Raw genomic sequence first — 17,357 nt, 5'->3', positions numbered from 1 at the left:
GGAGAGCTGATTAAGGAAGCTTTGTTTCGCCCATAAGGAAGCGGTCTGTTTCACGTGCAGCTTCGCGTCCTTCATGAATCGCCCAAACAACAAGGCTTTGTCCACGGCGCATATCACCGGCCGCAAAAATACCTTCTTCGTTTGTTGTGTATTTTCCGTATTTAGCAATCACCGTGTTACGTGCTGACGTATCAACACCAAAGTGGGAAGCAAGTGGCATGTCGGTTCCGCTGAAGCCAATGGCAACTAGCACAAGCTCAACCGGCCAGATCTGTTCGCTGCCAGGAATTTCTTCCATTGTATAGCTTCCGTCTTCAAGATACGTTTTTTCCATACGAACGGTGTGAAGTTCTTTTAGTTTACCATGTTCATCGGCTACAAACTTAGTTGTCGCGATCAAGTATTCACGAGGGTCTTCGCCATAAACAGCGGCTGCCTCTGCGTACGCGTAATCTAATTCAAATACATTTGGATATTGAGGCCATGGGTTGTTTCCGCTGCGTCTCATTGGCTGAGCTTCGTGCTTGCCGAATTGAACAACGCTTTTAGCGCCCTGGCGAATCGCTGTTGCCACACAGTCAGCGCCTGTGTCGCCGCCGCCGATTACGATAACGTTTTTGCCTTCTGCAGAGATTACACCTTCGTCTGACTCATTCAACAAGCCTTTAATGCTTCTTGTTAAATAATCCATCGCAAGATAAATACCTTCTGAGTCACGGCCTTCAATTACGATATCACGATGTGTTTGCGCGCCCGCACAAAGAATGACTGCATCGTATTCTTCTTTCAACTGTTCTTTTGTAATATCTTGGCCGATCGTTGTGTTTACAACAAATTCAATACCTTCATTTTTGAGCAGGTTAACGCGGCGTTCAACCGTTTCTTTTTCAAGTTTCATAGAAGGAATACCGTACATAAGTAAACCGCCGATCCGATCATCGCGCTCAAATACTGTTACCAGATGGCCGGCTTTGTTTAACTGGTCTGCTGCAGCAAGGCCGGCAGGGCCGGAGCCAACGACAGCTACACGTTTGCCAGTGCGGCGTTTTGGCGGATTAGGAGTAATCCAGCCTTCTTCAAACCCTTTATCAATAATCGCTTTTTCGATTGATTTAATCGCGACAGCAGGATCTGTAATCGCAACGGTACACGATCCTTCACAAGGAGCAGGGCAGACACGGCCCGTAAACTCTGGAAAGTTATTTGTTTTAACCAGACGATCCAGCGCTTCTTTCCAGCGTCCTCGGTATACAAGGTCATTCCATTCCGGAATCAAATTGTAAAGAGGGCATCCAGAAGGTGTTCCTCCAATCATCTGTCCAGTGTGGCAGAAAGGAGTCCCGCAATCCATGCAGCGGGCTCCTTGAATTTGTAGTTCTTTTTCCGGAAGCTTTGTCGTATATTCTTTCCAGTCTTTTACCCGTTCAGCCGGGTTACGCCCTGGAGCTGTTTTACGTTCATATTCGATAAAACCGGTAGCTTTCCCCATCAATTCATTCTCCTTTCTTACGCGTTCTCAACGACTGGCATTTTTTTCTCTGTAAATGCGGCGTACTTCGCATCAGCCGTTTTCATTCCTTGCTGCTCATAGTAAGAAATGGATTTCATCATTTCTTTGTATTCGTATGGGATGACGCGGATAAAGTGATGCTTTTCCGTTTCCCAATTTTCAAGAATGGAAGAGGCAATTGGACTGCCTGTCCATTGTAGATGACGTGTAATCAATGTTTTTAACTCGTTTTCTTCCTCTAAGCCGTCCAATGATTCTGTCAGAACCATTTCACGATTGACGAGGCTTTCGGCACGATCATGCTCTGGCGCGTACAGGTAAGCAATACCACCGGACATACCAGCTGCAAAGTTGCGGCCAGTTGGACCAAGAATTACAACACGTCCGCCTGTCATGTACTCACAGCCGTGATCTGTTACGCCTTCAACGACAATATCGGCACCGCTGTTACGAACCGCAAAACGTGTTCCGGCACGGCCATTAATAAAGGCTTCACCGCTTGTTGCACCGTATAAGTTTACGTTTCCGCAAATAGCGTGTTCATGCGGTACAAGGTTTGCATCACTATGCGGACGAACAACAAGGCGCCCGCCTGAAAGGCCTTTACCGAAGTAATCGTTCGCGTCTCCATTTACTGTAAACGTCAAACCTTTTGGAAGGAAAGCACCAAAGCTTTGTCCAGCTGATCCATTAAAGGTAAATTGCACTGTATTATCTGGAAGACCTTCTGCACCATGTGCCAGTGTAATAGCCGAACCAGTAATTGTACCGGCCGCACGATCAGTATTGATGATATCAAATTCAGCATTAACGGCTTCTTTGTTCTCAAGAGCTGGACGAACAGCGTCTAATAGGAGACGACGGTCAATCGTACGCTCAAGTTTGTAATCTTGATCTGTTGTTTTATATTGTTTTTGGCCCGGTTTAAGCGGCGTCATGTATAGAAGAGGGAACAGATCCAAATATTTTGCTTTCGGATGCTGATCTTTTCTTGCATGCGGCTTTAATACTTGTTTTTGGCCAATCATTTCATCAATTGTACGGAAGCCAAGCTCAGCCATCAATTCGCGGATTTCGCGTCCCACGAACGTCAAGTAGTTCACGACATGATCGGCATCACCCATGAATTTTTCGCGCAGTGCCGGGTTTTGTGTTGCAACCCCAACTGGGCATGTATCCATGTGGCATACGCGCATCATTACACAGCCAAGAACTACAAGTGGAGCTGTAGCAAAACCAAATTCTTCGGCACCAAGAAGGGCAGCAATGACCACGTCACGGCCGTTCATAAGTTTTCCGTCTGTTTCAAGCGTTACTTTTTCACGCAGGCCGTTCATTAAAAGTGTCTGGTGTGTTTCAGCCAAGCCGATTTCCCAAGGAAGACCGGTATGCTTAATACTTGTTTTCGGTGAAGCACCTGTGCCGCCTTCATAGCCGCTGACAAGAATAACGTCTGCCAGACCTTTTGCTACACCGGCTGCAATCGTACCGACACCTGTTTTGGCCACCAGCTTCACATTGATACGGGCTTTATGATTGGCATTTTTCAAGTCGTAAACAAGCTGCGCCAGATCCTCAATTGAATAAATATCATGGTGAGGAGGAGGAGAGATCAAGCCGACACCTGGTGTTGAACCGCGTGTTTCTGCGATCCACGGATATACCTTTTTACCAGGCAAGTGGCCTCCTTCACCCGGCTTCGCGCCTTGTGCCATTTTAATTTGAATTTCTGTTGCTGTATTTAAATATTCGCTTGTAACGCCGAATCGTCCGGATGCAACCTGCTTGATTGCGCTTGAACGTACGTCTCCGTTTGCATCTGGAGTGTAGCGACTTGAATCCTCACCGCCTTCACCGCTGTTGCTCTTGCCACCGAGGCGGTTCAGGGCAATAGCCAGTGATTCATGCGCTTCTTTACTGATGGAGCCATATGACATCGCGCCAGATTTAAAGCGTTTAAAGATGCTTTCAAGCGGCTCAACCTCATCGAGTGGAATCGATGGACGGGCAGAGAAATCCAAGTCCAGTAAGCCGCGAAGGAACATAATATTTTCCTCATTAATAAGCGATGAATATTCTTTGTAAAGCTCGTAGTTATTTGTGCGTGAAGCATGCTGGAGCATGTGGATCGTTTTTGGGTTAAAGGCATGCTTTTCACCTGTTCGTCTCCACTGGAACTCACCGCTTGAATCAAGTGTTGGATCTGTGAATTCACCTTTTCCGAATGCTTCATGATGGCGGGCAAGTGTTTCTTGAAGGACAACATCAAGTGTAATGCCGCTTAGCGCCGTAGTAGTACCTGTAAAGTATGTTTCGATTACATCGTGTCCAATACCGACTGCTTCAAAAATCTGTGCACCACGGTAACTTTGAACAGTTGAAATACCCATTTTCGCCATTACTTTAATGATGCCGCTTGTTGCTGCATAACTATAGTTTTTCTCTGCTTCTTCTGTTGTCATGCCAGGAATTGTTCCGTCTGCTACCATTGCGCGAAGGGAAGCAATCGCCAGGTATGGATAGATCGCATCTGCTCCATAGCCGATCAAGCAGCAGAACTGATGCACATCGCGTGCTTCCGCTGTGTCAAGTACAAGACTAACATTTGTACGGCTTCCTTTTTTAATTAAATGCTGATGAATACCGCTCACAGCTAGAAGGGCAGGAACTGCGGCTTTTTTACTTGTTACGCCTCTATCCGACAAAATAAGAATGGATGCGCCATTTTCAATTGCTGCGTCTGCCTGTTCATACAATGCTGTCATCGTATCAGCTAAATCTTCTTTTTCTTTTGTACTAAATAAAAGAGAAAGGGTAGCTGTTTTGAATGCCGGTCTTTGGTTATGGGCAATTTTATTCCATTCTTTTTCACCAAGAATTGGTGTTTCTAAACGAATACGACGGCTGTTTTCGGCAGAAGGGGCCAAAATGTTTCCTTCGTTTCCAAGAAGCGTCATCATGGACACAACATTGTCTTCACGAATCGCATCGATCGGAGGATTTGTTACTTGCGCAAACAGCTGTTTAAAGTAGTTGTATAAAAGCTGTGGACGCTCAGACAAAACCGCAAGCGGTGAGTCGTAACCCATTGAGCCAATTGGATCAATTTTTTCAGTAGCCATCGGCGCGATTTGTTTTGTTAGTTCATCAAATGTGTAGCCAAATGCTTTGTGAAGGTTTAGCATTTCTTTTTCATTAAATGCTTCTTCTTTTACATCAGATGCCTCTTCAAGGTCTGTAATGTGTACCAGGTTGTTGTCAAGCCATTCACGGTAAGGCTCAGCTGTTGTGATTTCCTGCTTGATTTCTTCATCGGATACAATGCGTCCTTCTTCTAAATCAACAAGCAGCATTTCGCCGGCGCTAACGGTTTCTTTTTTCACTATGCGCTTTTCATCTACTTCAATTGTTCCTACTTCAGATGAGTAGATGATATGATCATCATCTGTTACATAATAGCGAGCCGGGCGCAGGCCATTACGGTCAAGGATTGTACCGATTTTGCGTCCATCTGTGAAAGAAATAGACGTTGGTCCGTCCCATGGCTCCATCAAGCAGCTATGATACTCATAAAAAGCCAGTTTCGGGTCAGCCATATGTGGATCACGGTCCCATGGCTCCGGAATCAGCATCATCGCTGCATGTGGAAGAGAGCGTCCAGACAGCGTTAAAAATTCAATGGCGTTATCAAGCATTGCCGAGTCACTGCCGTTTGTATCGATAATTGGCAGAAGGTCTTTGTACTGATCCCCAAACAGTTTAGAATAACCTGCTTGCTCACGCGACTGCATCCAGCTGACATTCCCGCGATTTGTGTTGATTTCACCATTGTGAATCAAATAGCGGTACGGATGCGCACGTTCCCAGCTTGGGAAGGTATTTGTACTAAAACGCGAGTGAACAAGGGAAAAAGCAGATTGATAGTCTTCTTTTGCAAGATCCATATAATATTGATCGATTTGTTCAGGCGTCAGCATTCCTTTATAAATAATCGTACGTGTTGAAAAGCTCGGAATGTAGAAGGAGCCTTTTACATCTGGATTATTTCCGATTTCGTTTTCAATACGTTTTCTCATAATATAAAGTGCACGTTCAAAATCTTTTTCTGTTTCGTGCTTTTTGCTTTTCTCGACAAATAATTGCATCACATATGGTGCAATAACAAGTGCTTCTGGTCCAGCTGCTTCCGGATTTACCGGAACATCACGCCAGCCAAGCAGCTTTAATCCCTCTTCATGAAGAATTAATTCTGTTTCTACTTGAATTTGTTCACGTTCTTTTTCGTTTTTTGGCAGAAAAAACATGCCCACTGCATACTCATACGGAGCGGGTAATATAATATTTAAATTTTCGCACTCTTTACGGAAAAAATCATCGCAGATTTGCAGCATAATGCCTGCACCGTCGCCTGTTGTTCCGTTTAAGTTTCCGCCGCGGTGTTCTAAGCGGCAAAGCATATGAATACCATCCTGCACAATTTTGTGGGATGGACGACCTTTTATATTTGCAATAAAACCGATGCCGCACGCATCATGTTCATTTTTTGGATCATATAAGCCCTGTTTTTCTGGGTAACCGTATAGATTCATGTTGTTGTGCACCTCCGCGTTCAAATCATCTTTCTCTGTTATATTTATTGTAGAGTTCAGAAATGATACAATCAATATATTATTAACCAGTTATTGATCTCAAAATGATATAAGTCTGGAGTGTGGATGAAAATGGAAATGAGGCAATTAAAATATTTCATGGAAGTAGCGCGCCAAGAGCATATGACAGAAGCTGCTTTTCATCTGCATGTTGCGCAGTCTGCGGTCAGCCGTCAAATTGCCAAGCTTGAAGATGAACTGGGTGTTGAGCTGTTTTTACGGGAAGGTCGCAGCGTCCGCTTGACCCATGCTGGACGTATTTTTTACGATCACGCTTTAATAGCAATGGAAGCGATGGATAAAGCAGTCCAGGCGATTGAAGATTATTTAAATCCAGAAGCAGGGAAAATCCGTCTCGGATTTCCAAATTCACTCGCAACGAAAACGTTACCGAGGGTGATTTCAGCTTTTCGACATCAATATTCAGATGTTGGCTTTGACTTTAAACAAGGGTCAAATCGGGAATTGCGCGACCGAGTGGAAAAAGGAGAAATCGATCTTGCATTTGTGTCTCCCGTTCCGGAACCAACTGCTGAAATTAATACACATGTTTTTTTCTCTGAACATATGAGAGCCCTTATTCCTACTCATCATCGTTTAGCCAAACAGGTATCCATTAATCTTCGTGACTTGATGGATGACCAATTTGTTCTGTTCCGGACCGGGTATGATATGCGAACACTCGTGCTTGATGCATGCAGAAAAGTAAACTTTGAACCATCGGTGGCGTTTGAAAGTGAGGATATTTACACGATTAAAGGGTTAGTAGAAGCCGGGCTTGGTGTCAGCCTGCTTCCAGAAACATTATTAATCGATCAGACCCCGGTAGGCACGGTAAGTATTCCAGTCAGTGTGCCGCGCGTTACGCGGACAGTTGGGGTTATCATGACGAAATCTCGGGCGCTGCCGCCGTCTGAAAAAATGTTTTATGAATTTCTTATTAAGTATTATAACCGATTAAATGAATTTAGCTTTTAAAAAAGATCCCGAGAAAAGTCGGGATCTTTTTCTGTTATTATGCCCAGTTGCCGTTGCGGAAAATGGCTTCGCGTGTGCCATCTTTTTTAATGCCGTCAATATTCATATCGGCGGAGCCAATCATAAAGTCAACGTGAGTGATACTTGTGTTTAAGCCGTTTTGATCCAGCTCTTCCTGTGACATTTCTTTGCCGCCTTCAATACAAAATGCATACGCGCTGCCAATAGCCAGGTGATTAGAGGCATTTTCATCAAAAAGCGTATTGAAAAACAGGATGCCTGCATTTGAAATAGGAGAATCATGTGGAACTAGTGCCACTTCTCCCAGGTAGTGGGAGCCTTCATCTGTGTCGACAAGCTGCTTCAGTACTTCTTCACCCTGCTCAGCAGAAACGTCTACAATACGTCCGTTCTCAAATGTAACAGTAAAGCCGTCAATAATATTTCCAGCGTAGCTGAGCGGCTTCGTTGCCTTAACGTATCCGTTGACCCCCGTTTTAAGAGGAACAGTGAATACTTCCTCGGTCGGCATATTCGCCATAAAGCTGTGTCCCTGTTCATTCGTGCTGCCTGCACCTACCCAGAGATGCGTATCCGGAAGATCAATTGTTAAATCTGTACCCGGCGCTGTGTAGTGGAGCGTTTTAAAATGCTGCTTGTTTAACACAGCAACCTTCTCGATCAAACGGGCATCATGCTCTTTCCAGGCTTGAACAGGGTCTGCATGATCTGCTCGGACCGCTTTGAAAATGGCGTCCCAAAGAGCCGGTACCCGTTCCGCTTCTGGAAGATTTTCAAATACTTTATCTGCCCAATCCTGTGATGGCGCTGCGATCACTGTCCAGCTTACTTTGTCAGACTGGATGTATTCACGGTACTTTTTCATCGCTGTCCCAGCTGCTTTTTGATAAGCAGCAATCCGTTTTCCATCTACGCCTTTTAACAAATCCGGCCCCGATGAAACAATCGACATAAAAGCAGCGCCTTCATCTGCAAGTGATTCCATCATTTGCTTGTTCCACGCTGGAAACTCGTGAAAGGCTTCTTCCGGTGCAAGCGTATACTTTAATCTGGAAACAGCGTCGTCACTCCAGTCTACGTATACATGCTTGGCGCCTGCCTGGTATGCTTTTTCAACGATCAGGCGAACCAGCAGGGCTGAATCAATAGCCGCACGTACAACAAGCGTTTGACCGGACTGAATATTAACACCCGTTGTAACTGCAAGCTGTGCGTAATTTTGGAGCTGTTCTTCGAAAGTTTTCATCGATATTCTCCTTTACTTATGTAATATAGCCAGTGTATCAAAAAAGGCGGCTCTTTACATAATGGAAGAATCGGATTCCAAAAAGATGCGAAGCATATCCTTGTCTGCCAGAAAATCATTTAACGTATAACGATCCAGTACAGCAAGAAACGCCTGCAGTGCTTCGGCGAATACGTGGCGTAGCCCGCAAATCGGAGTGATTGAGCAGCGGCCGGGATCAACAAAGCATTCAACAATGTGAAAATCATCCTCGGTTTTCCGGACAACTTCACCGATATTAATATCAGAAGGGTTTTTTGCCAGCCGAATACCGCCATTTCGTCCTCGAATGGTTTCAATGTAACCAAGCTTGCCGAGTTCGTGCGTAACCTTCATTAAATGGTTTTTTGAAATATTATATGCATCTGCAATTTCCTTTATATTGGATAATTCACCTTCAGCTTTTGCCCCTAAAAAAACAAGCATGCGAAGCGAGTAGTCTGTATAAAGAGTTAGTTTCATTTTTTTCACCTGTCCTATACAGCTATTATGGCATGTGACTAGAAATTTGTGCAATTGTGAACATTTTTTTAAACATATATTCTATATATTGTTTTTGGAGAAAAGGTGGCGTATAAATAAGATGTATTAAAAATGCATCTTTTAAAAAGATCCAGGGGGAATTATTGTGCTATCACAAAAAACAATCGATATTGTAAAATCAACTGCTCCTATCTTAGAAACACATGGTGTTGAAATCACAACTTATTTCTATAGAACAATGTTTGAAGCTCATCCCGAACTGCTCAATATTTTTAACCATGCAAATCAATCTAAAGGGCGGCAGCAAACAGCCCTGGCAAACACGGTTTATGCAGCAGCCAAGTACATTGACCAGCTGGAAGTGCTGCTTCCGGCTGTTAAGCAAATTGCTCATAAACACCGCAGCCTTGCAATCAAGGCGGAGCATTATCCAATTGTAGGAGAGTACTTACTAAAGGCTATTAAAGGCGTGCTCGGTGAAGCGGCAACAGATGACATCATTAACGCATGGGCAGAAGCATACGGTGTAATTGCTCAAGTATTTATTGATGTAGAAAAAGAAATGTATGCTCAAGCAGAGCAGCAGCAAAATGGCTGGAAAGATTTTAAAGGGTTTATTATTGAGAGAAAAGTAAAGGAAAGCTCATTGATCACTTCCTTCTATTTAAAAGCAAAAGATGGCGAGCCTGTACCTGCTTATTTACCAGGTCAGTATATTACGATTCGTACATCGATTCCTGGTGAAGAATTTTTAGTGAACCGCCAGTACAGCTTGTCACAAGCACCTGGATCCGACTCCTTCCGTATTTCTGTGAAGCGGGAAGCAGATCATAATCCAGAAGGAAAAGTATCTGTTTACCTTCATGACCAGCTTCAAGAAGGAGATACATTAGAAGTAAGTGCGCCAGCCGGTGATTTTTATTTGGAACAAGGCACACAGCCGGTAGCGCTTATTGCAGGCGGAGTCGGTGTAACACCAATGATGGCCATGCTTGGCTCGATTGTACAAAATGAGCCGGAGCGGAAAACAGTTTTTATTCAAGCAGCGCGAAACAAAGAAGCAAGAGCTTTTGAAAAAGAGGCAGCAGAAAAAATAAGCCAGCTTCCGAACGGAAAAATGTATGTGGCTTATGAAGAAACAAAAAGTGAATCAGATCTATGTGATGTAACAGGTTATATCAACAAAAGCTTCCTGAAGGACGTTATTGATTCAAACAGTATTTGTTACGTATGCGGACCTGTACCGTTTATGCAGGCGATTGTTAAATATTTAACAGAGCTTGGCTTTAACGAACAAAATGTAAAGTATGAATTTTTTGGGCCGGCAATGGCCTTGCAGGCATAATAAAAAAACCGCGGCTTCCAAAATGGAGGCGGCGGATTTTTTTGTTAGCCGAATCTTTGCTTTTTATAATACACTTCAAGCACATCGGGAAGCTCGGGTCGGCTGACCAGGTAGCCTTGAATGAAGTCACAGCCCAATTTTTTCAGTACATTGAGCTGCTCTTGTTTTTCTACTCCTTCCGCGACAACCGATAATCCGAACAAATTGGCCAGCTGAATAATCATTTCAACAAGTGCTTTGTCTTCAAATGAAGTATGAATTTCATTAATAAAGGATTTATCTATTTTTAATGTATCAATCGGAAGGTTTTTTAAATATGTCAACGATGAAACGCCAGTGCCAAAGTCATCAAGTGAAATCGTAATCCCTTCTTTTTTCAGCAGGCTGATAATGCGGCAGGCATTCTGAAAGTCGGTCATAACGGCTGTTTCCGTAATTTCTAATTCGAGAAACCGGGCCTCCAGCTGATGCTCCTGAAGAATGTCACGAATCATTTCCGGCAGACGGTCTGATAAAAATAGAGGAGCGGATATGTTCACAGCGACTTTTTGGAAAGAATGATCTCTTTCCGACCACTGTTTCATCTGGCGGCATGCCTCATTCAAAATCCATCTTGTTAAGTCAAAAATAAACCCGTTTTTTTCGGCAATTGGTACAAATAGGGAAGGTGAAATACTGCCATGAATGGGACTGTTCCAGCGGACCAACGCTTCAACAGAATCGACTGTTCCGCTGCGAACATCCAATTTAGGCTGATAACACAGAAAGAACTCTCCGTTTTGAAGAGCGCTTTGAAAGGTCATGGCCAGCTGGCGTTCAAGGTCATGACGCTGAAATGATGTATTGTACAAAAGCAGGTTGTTTTTTCCGTGATGTTTTACGTGACGAAGGGCCCGCTCAGCATGAAGCAGCAGCGTATGTCCGCTTTTTCCATCTTCAGGTGCCAGGGCTACGCCGGCTGAAAAAGTAAGATGGACGGGTGCGCCGAAAATATAAAATGGACTTTGAAGCGACTGAAATTGCTCAGCAAGCATCATTTGAATTTCTTTCCGGCTGTATGTGCCGGGTATGGCCAGCGCAAATTTGTTTCCTTCAATTCGTGCAGCCAGACTGTGATTGGGCGCGGAAAAAGCAAGGCGCTGTGAAAATTCAACTAGCACGCTGTCGCCGCTTTCGTAACCGTATTTTTCGTTGATCCAGTTGAAATTGTCAAAATCGATAACGACAACCGCAATAGGCAGGTTAAGTGGTGTAGTTCGAGCTTCTATGAATTGCTCAAGGCTGCGGCGGTTTGGAAGATTTGTTAACAAATCCGTCCGATTCCAGTAAGAAGCCCGTTTTTTTCGCTGACGAAGGAACAAGATGGTCAAAATAATTAAAAAAAATAAAAGAAGATATACTAATAGCTTCATAGGTGAAAACCTCGTCTATATAAGATTACATTCATTTTATCAAAAAGATGTAAAGCTAGTGCTAAAGTTTTATTAAGTTTATCGCGATAAATAATCAAAATGTAACAGTTCCGCCATTCTTTTTCTTTGTCGAAACGTGTAAAATATGGCTGAACCTGCCGATATAAAGATAAAAGTCTATGGAGTAAGGAGCTAATGTATTTTGGATAAAACATCACTAGTTGGAATTATTTTGGCGATTATTGCGGTTGGAGTAGGGATGGTCGCCAAAGGAGTTAGTCCTGTGGTTTTGCTTAACCCGGCTGCATGGTTAATTATCGTTCTTGGAACAGTGGCCGCAGTAACGATCGCTTTTCCAGGTTCTGAGCTAAAAAAAGTGCCAAAGCTGTTCGGTATTTTATTTAAAGATCAAAAAAGAATGACGCCGCAGGAAGTCATCAGCTTGTTTACTGGCTGGGCTGAGCTTGCCCGTAAAGAAGGTTTGCTGTCGTTAGAAACAAAAATGAATGATATTGAAGACGAATTTTTAAAAAATGGCATGAGCCTTGCAGTAGATGGGCAAAGCGCCGATTACATTCGTGATGTATTAAGTGAGGAAATTGCCGCGATGGAGGACCGCCATACAGCAGGTGCCGCTATTTTTACACAAGCTGGAACGTACGCACCGACACTCGGTGTGCTTGGAGCGGTTGTCGGCTTGATTGCAGCTCTTGGAAACATGAGTGACACGGAAGCGCTGGGTCATGCGATTTCCGCTGCTTTTGTGGCGACGCTACTCGGTATTTTTACCGGGTATGTGCTATGGCATCCGTTTGCTAATAAGCTAAAACGAAAATCGTCCCTTGAAGCAAAAACAAAGGAAATGATGATTGAAGGCATTCTTTCCATATTGGAAGGGGAAGCGCCACGCGTTCTTGAACAAAAGCTTGCTTCTTATCTGCCTGCAGATGAAAAGAAAAAACTATTAAATGCTGATGGAGGAGGACAGGGAGATGGCCAAGCGTAAGCGGCATAAAAAACACGAAGACCATGTAGATGAGTCATGGCTGATCCCCTACGCCGATTTATTAACACTTCTTCTCGCCCTCTTTATCGTTTTGTTTGCAAGCAGCTCGATTGACGCCCAAAAGTTTCAAGCGATTGCCTCCGCTTTTAATAATGAGCTTGAAGGGGGAAGCGGCGTACTTGATTTTCCAAGTCCTGTTTCGGATCCATCAATGTCTGAAACTGAAGAGCAGGAAAACAATTTAAAAGCCGCCGATAAAGAAGAATTAGAAGAAATGCAGAAAAAAATGACCATGTATATTAAAGAAAACAATTTGGAGAACAAAGTAGAAACGACACTTAGTGGAGAAGGGCTGCTGCTTCGTATTCGAGACAATGTTTTATTTAGTTCCGGTAAAGCTGAAATCGAGCCGGATCAGCTAGCAAGCGCACATGATATTTCCAAGCTGCTTGTGATGGATACGCCACGGAGTATTATTATCAGCGGTCATACAGATAATATGCCAATTAAAACCGCCCAGTTTGACTCTAACTGGGAGTTAAGCGCCATGCGGGCCGTTAATTTTATGAAAGAAATTCTAAAAAATAATCAGCTTGATCCGCGCTTGTTCAGTGCCAAAGGGTACGGAGAATATCAACCAATTGTCTCGAATGACACGGCCGAGGGGCGTGCGCAAAACCGCCGGGTAGAAATTTTAATTTTACCGCAGGGAGAAACAGAGCAATCCATACATTCTTCAGCAAATTAACAGAAAGAGGAAGCCTCTTTCTGTTTTTTGTGTTTAAAGTAAAATCTCCAGGGTAAACCTTAACCGTAGACAAATTGAACCATTGTAACAAGAAAGGAGCACGTAATGAGTAAAAAAGTTGCCGTATTAATTACAGATATGTTTGAGGATGTAGAATACACAGAGCCTGCTAAAGCATTCCAGGAAGCTGGACATGAACTGGTAACGATTGAAAAAGAAGCAGGCAAAACAGTGAAAGGAAAACAGGGCGAAGCAACGGTTTCGATTGATAAAGGAATCGACGAAGTAAATTCAGACCAATTTGATGCCCTGCTGCTGCCGGGAGGTTTTTCACCAGACCAGCTGCGTGCCGATGACCGCTTTGTTCAATTCACAAAAGAATTTATGGATGCAAAAAAACCGGTTTTTGCTATTTGCCATGGACCACAGCTACTTATTACAGCAAAGTCGCTCGAAGGTCGAGATGCAACAGGGTATAAATCCATTCAGGTAGATATGGAATATGCCGGTGCCAACCTGCATGACAAAGAAGTGGTTGTCTGCCAAAACCAGCTGGTAACAAGCCGTCAGCCAGATGATATCCCGGCATTTAATCGTGAATCATTAAAAGTTTTATCATTATAAAAACGAAAAGTCGCTTAGGCGGCTTTTTTTTTTGTAAAAAATGTCGGATTTTCGAATTGGAAAATGTATAATAGGTTATAAGGACTATTCTATTTTACTTATCTTCAAGAGGGGTGACAAAAATGAAAAGCTTGCGCGCAAAGCTTTTAATGGGTTTTGGTTTTATCATCATACTGGCGCTTATCATCTCGGCTGTAAACTTTATATCCATTTCAAGCTTGAATAAAAACACAGAAAACCTCCTTTCTGAAACGCTGCCGCCGCTGCTTGAAGAGGGAGAGGTTTCATCCGAAAGCTTAAAGCAAATAGCCGCAGAAAGCGAAAGCGTTGTCGCCTTCGGACAGCGATCTATGGCTATCAGCTTGATTTTAGGAATTTCGGCTCTTCTAATCGGCGTGATTTTGGCATTAAGCAGCATTCGAGCTATTATCCATCCTTTAAGGGAGGCATCTCAACGAATGAGGGAAATGGTGTCCGGTCGTATTCATGGGGAGCCGCTTCAAGTATCATCAAATGATGAGGTCGGTCAGCTTGTAATGTCCATTAACGAAATGAATAATCAGATTGGCTCAGTTTTTCTGCAGATCAAACAGGTGTCCAAAAAGGTAGAAGATGAAAGTGCGATCCTGCATGAGCAATCAGGCCGGGTACAGCAGGAAACAAGCCAGATCGCGGCTATGATGGAGCAAATGTCTGCAGGAGCAGAGGAGCAGGCGCGTTCTGCTGCCACTTTAACAGACATGTTCGGAAAGTTTATGGAAGACATTTCTATGGCAGCAATGGGTGGTGAGGATGTTAAGCAGGGAGCATCCGATATGGTTTCCTTGACAGATGAAGGAGAACAGGAAATGCGGCAGTCGGTTGATCAAATGAATACAATCTACAGTAACATGACCGATGCACTTCAAAAAGTAAAAGGGCTTGATGCCCGGATGAAAGATATTACAGAGCTTGTCAGCATTATCCGCCAAGTAGCGGAACAAACAAATCTGCTTGCCTTAAATGCAGCGATCGAAGCCGCACGGGCAGGTGAACACGGCCGAGGATTTGCGATTGTAGCGGACGAAGTGAGGAAGCTTGCTGAGCAGGTAGCCCAGTCTATTAGCGGCATCAATTCGATTATCGCCAGTGTTCAGCAGGAATCTGCACAGGCAGTTGTCACGCTTGAAAACGGCTACAAGCTCCTCGCGGAAGGGACAAGCCAGGTTACCAGCACGGGTGATAAATTCACGGCTATGAAAGAGCGCATTAGCCAGGTAAGTACAAATATTGCGTCTATTTCAGATTCTTTATATGTCATTATGGATCACACAGTGAAAGTGAATCAATCTATTTCTAACATTGCGGCTGTTTCCCAGGAATCAGCTGCTGGAATTGAAGAAGCTGCCGCAAGTGTGCAGCAGACCAATCATTCTGTAGAAGCAATTTCATTGATCGCAGCGCAGCTGGATGAACATTCCAATGAACTTGGAGAATCCATCAAACAATTTCAGTCCGACGAAAGCAAGGAGCAAAAAGAGAAAAAAGAATAATAAAACACCTGCTGCCCAGGCAGCAGGTGTTTTATTATTTGCGCAAGTTTCCAAGCTCTTCAGCAATTGCTTGCATTTCACTTGGGCTAAACGACTGTTTGCGGAGGACCAGGTCATAGATATCTTTTAAATCGTCATACGAAGAGGTGCTGAAATGCTCAGGGCTGATCGCACCCGTATTTACCATTCGCAGCTTTGTTGTAATTTCATCAACCATGTATTGAATATTTTCTGCTGATTTTTTGTTTAAATCCAAGACGCTGTCACCTTTTTCATTTTTAACCATCATTCCACGTTTCTGCAGGCTTGTCAATAAAGGAAATGAAATTAAACAATATCCTTTTCCTCGCGTATTTTCTTCCGAATAATCCGAGTTTCTGAAACCACAACACCGGACAGAGCAAGAACACCAATCAAGTTAGGTAGAGCCATTAAACCATTCATGATATCGGCAAACGTCCAGACAATGTCCAGACTTGCTATAGTTCCAACAAATACGGCAAGCACAAAAGCAGTACGATAATAAGGAATAATTTTTTTGCTGAATAAATAGGAACAGCATTTTTCGCCGTAATAGGACCAGCCTACAATCGTTGCGGAAGCAAAAAACAGCAGGCCGACTGCTACTACGTATGAGCCGGCAGGCCCGAGAAACACATTAAATGAAGCGGTCGTGAGTTCGCTGCCATGAAGCCCCTTATTGTACTGGCCTGCCAAAACAATCGTCAACCCGGTAATAGAACAAATGACAATCGTATCAATGAATACTTGTGTCATGGATACAAGCGCCTGACGGGCGGGCAAATCGGTTTTAGCAGCAGCAGCGGCGATAGAGGCAGAGCCCAATCCCGCTTCATTCGAGAAAACACCCCGCGCCACACCATAACGTATAACCGTGCCGAGAGCCCCTCCTGCAGCTGCATCTCCTGTAAAGGCATCCCTAACAATCAGAGCAAGTGCTGATGGAACTTCTGCTGCATTCATTACCAAAACGATCAAACCAGCAAGTACATAAAAAACAGCCATAAGCGGAATGAAAAAAGCCGTAACCCGGCCGATGCTTTGAATTCCGCCAAGAAGAACCAGTCCGGTAAAAAGAGTCAATAAAATGCCGGTTCCCCAATTCGGTATGTGGAAAACAGACCGGACTACTCCTGACACCGAGTTTGCCTGAACAAGGTTGCCAATGCCGAAAGCGGCCACAGCACCGAAAGCAGCAAACAAAGTACCCAGCCATTTTTGGCGAAGGCCATGTTCAAGGTAGTACATGGGGCCTCCTGACATCTCACCATCTTCGTCCTGAACCCGGTATTTAACAGCCAGCACCGCTTCTGCATATTTAGTAGCCATTCCGAAAAAAGCACTGACCCACATCCAAAAAAGAGCACCGGGACCGCCTATTAAGATCGCGCTGGCTACTCCGACAATGTTGCCAGTTCCAATCGTAGCCGCAAGAGCGGTCATTAAAGCCTGAAAATGAGAAATGTCGCCTTCTGAATGGGTATCCTGACTTTTACTAAAAGCGAGCTTAAGGGAATAGGGAAGCAGCCGGATTTGCAGAAAGCCAATGCGTAGTGTAAGGAAAATGCCGGTAAGGGTGATTAAAATTAACAGAGGCAGTCCCCATATAAATGAACTGATGCTGCTGAATACAGCTAAAAGTCGATCTTGTCCCATTTTAGTCCTCCATTTCTCATTCTAGTAGCGTCATGTAAGTGTAGATTTGCGGAAAAAACGGATTTATTTTTTATGAATATGCGTTTT

The 17,357-nt window shown here is 43.9% G+C and carries 13 protein-coding genes; 6 read left to right on the top strand and 7 right to left on the bottom strand.

The window, feature by feature from the left end:
* Positions 1-10: 10 nt before the first annotated feature.
* Together VP97_RS10465 and gltB are read right to left on the bottom strand one after the other, a co-directional pair.
* Positions 11-1,489 (bottom strand): glutamate synthase subunit beta, encoded by a 1,479-nt coding sequence (locus VP97_RS10465; RefSeq protein ID WP_050181737.1) that lies wholly within the window; start codon positions 1,487-1,489, stop codon positions 11-13.
* A 17-nt stretch (positions 1,490-1,506) separates the two neighbouring features.
* Positions 1,507-6,099, bottom strand: a complete 4,593-nt coding sequence (gene gltB, locus VP97_RS10460) for a glutamate synthase large subunit (protein ID WP_050181736.1) — start codon at positions 6,097-6,099, stop codon at positions 1,507-1,509.
* 132 nt (positions 6,100-6,231) lie between these two features.
* Between gltB and gltC the strand changes: the two genes are divergently transcribed.
* Entirely contained in the window at positions 6,232-7,137 is a 906-nt protein-coding gene (gltC, locus tag VP97_RS10455; RefSeq protein WP_050181971.1) for a glutamate biosynthesis transcriptional regulator GltC, read from the top strand.
* 37 nt (positions 7,138-7,174) lie between these two features.
* Here the strand turns inward: gltC and VP97_RS10450 are convergent, their stop codons facing one another.
* Positions 7,175-8,404, bottom strand: a complete 1,230-nt coding sequence (locus VP97_RS10450) for an aminopeptidase (RefSeq protein ID WP_050181735.1) — start codon at positions 8,402-8,404, stop codon at positions 7,175-7,177.
* A gap of 54 nt (positions 8,405-8,458) precedes the next feature.
* Positions 8,459-8,905, bottom strand: coding sequence for an RrF2 family transcriptional regulator (locus tag VP97_RS10445; protein WP_050181734.1), 447 nt, complete (start codon positions 8,903-8,905; stop codon positions 8,459-8,461).
* A 166-nt stretch (positions 8,906-9,071) separates the two neighbouring features.
* Between VP97_RS10445 and hmpA the strand changes: the two genes are divergently transcribed.
* A complete protein-coding gene (gene hmpA, locus VP97_RS10440) occupies positions 9,072-10,271 on the top strand; it encodes an NO-inducible flavohemoprotein (protein WP_050181733.1) in 1,200 nt (399 codons plus the stop codon).
* Positions 10,272-10,315: 44 nt separating this feature from the next.
* Here the strand turns inward: hmpA and VP97_RS10435 are convergent, their stop codons facing one another.
* Positions 10,316-11,683, bottom strand: a complete 1,368-nt coding sequence (locus tag VP97_RS10435; RefSeq protein WP_050181732.1) for a putative bifunctional diguanylate cyclase/phosphodiesterase — start codon at positions 11,681-11,683, stop codon at positions 10,316-10,318.
* Between the two features lie 202 nt (positions 11,684-11,885).
* Here VP97_RS10435 and motA point away from each other — a divergent pair, with 202 nt between their 5' ends.
* From motA to VP97_RS10415, 4 genes are all read left to right on the top strand, one after another.
* A complete protein-coding gene (gene motA / locus VP97_RS10430; RefSeq protein WP_050181731.1) occupies positions 11,886-12,689 on the top strand; it encodes a flagellar motor stator protein MotA in 804 nt (267 codons plus the stop codon).
* Positions 12,676-13,437, top strand: coding sequence for a flagellar motor protein MotB (motB, locus tag VP97_RS10425; RefSeq protein WP_050181730.1), 762 nt, complete (start codon positions 12,676-12,678; stop codon positions 13,435-13,437). The genes motA and motB overlap by 14 nt, the downstream gene beginning before the upstream one ends.
* Before the next feature lie 105 nt (positions 13,438-13,542).
* The gene (locus VP97_RS10420; RefSeq protein ID WP_050181729.1) at positions 13,543-14,061 is read left to right on the top strand and encodes a type 1 glutamine amidotransferase domain-containing protein; all 519 of its coding nucleotides are present in this window, start codon (positions 13,543-13,545) and stop codon (positions 14,059-14,061) included.
* 122 nt (positions 14,062-14,183) lie between these two features.
* Positions 14,184-15,593: a methyl-accepting chemotaxis protein gene (locus VP97_RS10415; RefSeq protein WP_050181728.1), complete on the top strand. Its 1,410-nt coding sequence runs from the start codon at positions 14,184-14,186 to the stop codon at positions 15,591-15,593.
* 34 nt (positions 15,594-15,627) lie between these two features.
* On the opposite strand, the gene VP97_RS10410 is transcribed toward VP97_RS10415, so the two are convergent.
* Both VP97_RS10410 and VP97_RS10405 read right to left on the bottom strand, forming a co-directional pair.
* Positions 15,628-15,849, bottom strand: a complete 222-nt coding sequence (locus tag VP97_RS10410) for a DUF1128 domain-containing protein (protein ID WP_050181970.1) — start codon at positions 15,847-15,849, stop codon at positions 15,628-15,630.
* 71 nt (positions 15,850-15,920) lie between these two features.
* Complete coding sequence (locus tag VP97_RS10405) at positions 15,921-17,270, bottom strand: alanine/glycine:cation symporter family protein (protein ID WP_050181727.1); 1,350 nt, start codon at positions 17,268-17,270, stop codon at positions 15,921-15,923.
* Positions 17,271-17,357 lie beyond the last annotated feature (87 nt).

The sequence above is a fragment of the Domibacillus robiginosus genome (assembly GCF_000966195.1).
Taxonomy (GTDB): domain Bacteria; phylum Bacillota; class Bacilli; order Bacillales; family Domibacillaceae; genus Domibacillus; species Domibacillus robiginosus.
This window is presented reverse-complemented; position numbering and strand designations above follow the sequence as displayed.

Coding starts and splice junctions, on each gene's coding strand:
- gltB (WP_050181736.1), bottom strand. CDS start 6,099: ATGAATCTATACGGTTACCCAGAAAAACAGGGCTTATATGATCCAAAA.
- VP97_RS10420 (WP_050181729.1), top strand. CDS start 13,543: ATGAGTAAAAAAGTTGCCGTATTAATTACAGATATGTTTGAGGATGTA.
- VP97_RS10415 (WP_050181728.1), top strand. CDS start 14,184: ATGAAAAGCTTGCGCGCAAAGCTTTTAATGGGTTTTGGTTTTATCATC.
- VP97_RS10405 (WP_050181727.1), bottom strand. CDS start 17,270: ATGGGACAAGATCGACTTTTAGCTGTATTCAGCAGCATCAGTTCATTT.
- motB (WP_050181730.1), top strand. CDS start 12,676: ATGGCCAAGCGTAAGCGGCATAAAAAACACGAAGACCATGTAGATGAG.
- VP97_RS10435 (WP_050181732.1), bottom strand. CDS start 11,683: ATGAAGCTATTAGTATATCTTCTTTTATTTTTTTTAATTATTTTGACC.
- VP97_RS10445 (WP_050181734.1), bottom strand. CDS start 8,905: ATGAAACTAACTCTTTATACAGACTACTCGCTTCGCATGCTTGTTTTT.
- VP97_RS10465 (WP_050181737.1), bottom strand. CDS start 1,489: ATGGGGAAAGCTACCGGTTTTATCGAATATGAACGTAAAACAGCTCCA.
- VP97_RS10450 (WP_050181735.1), bottom strand. CDS start 8,404: ATGAAAACTTTCGAAGAACAGCTCCAAAATTACGCACAGCTTGCAGTT.
- gltC (WP_050181971.1), top strand. CDS start 6,232: ATGGAAATGAGGCAATTAAAATATTTCATGGAAGTAGCGCGCCAAGAG.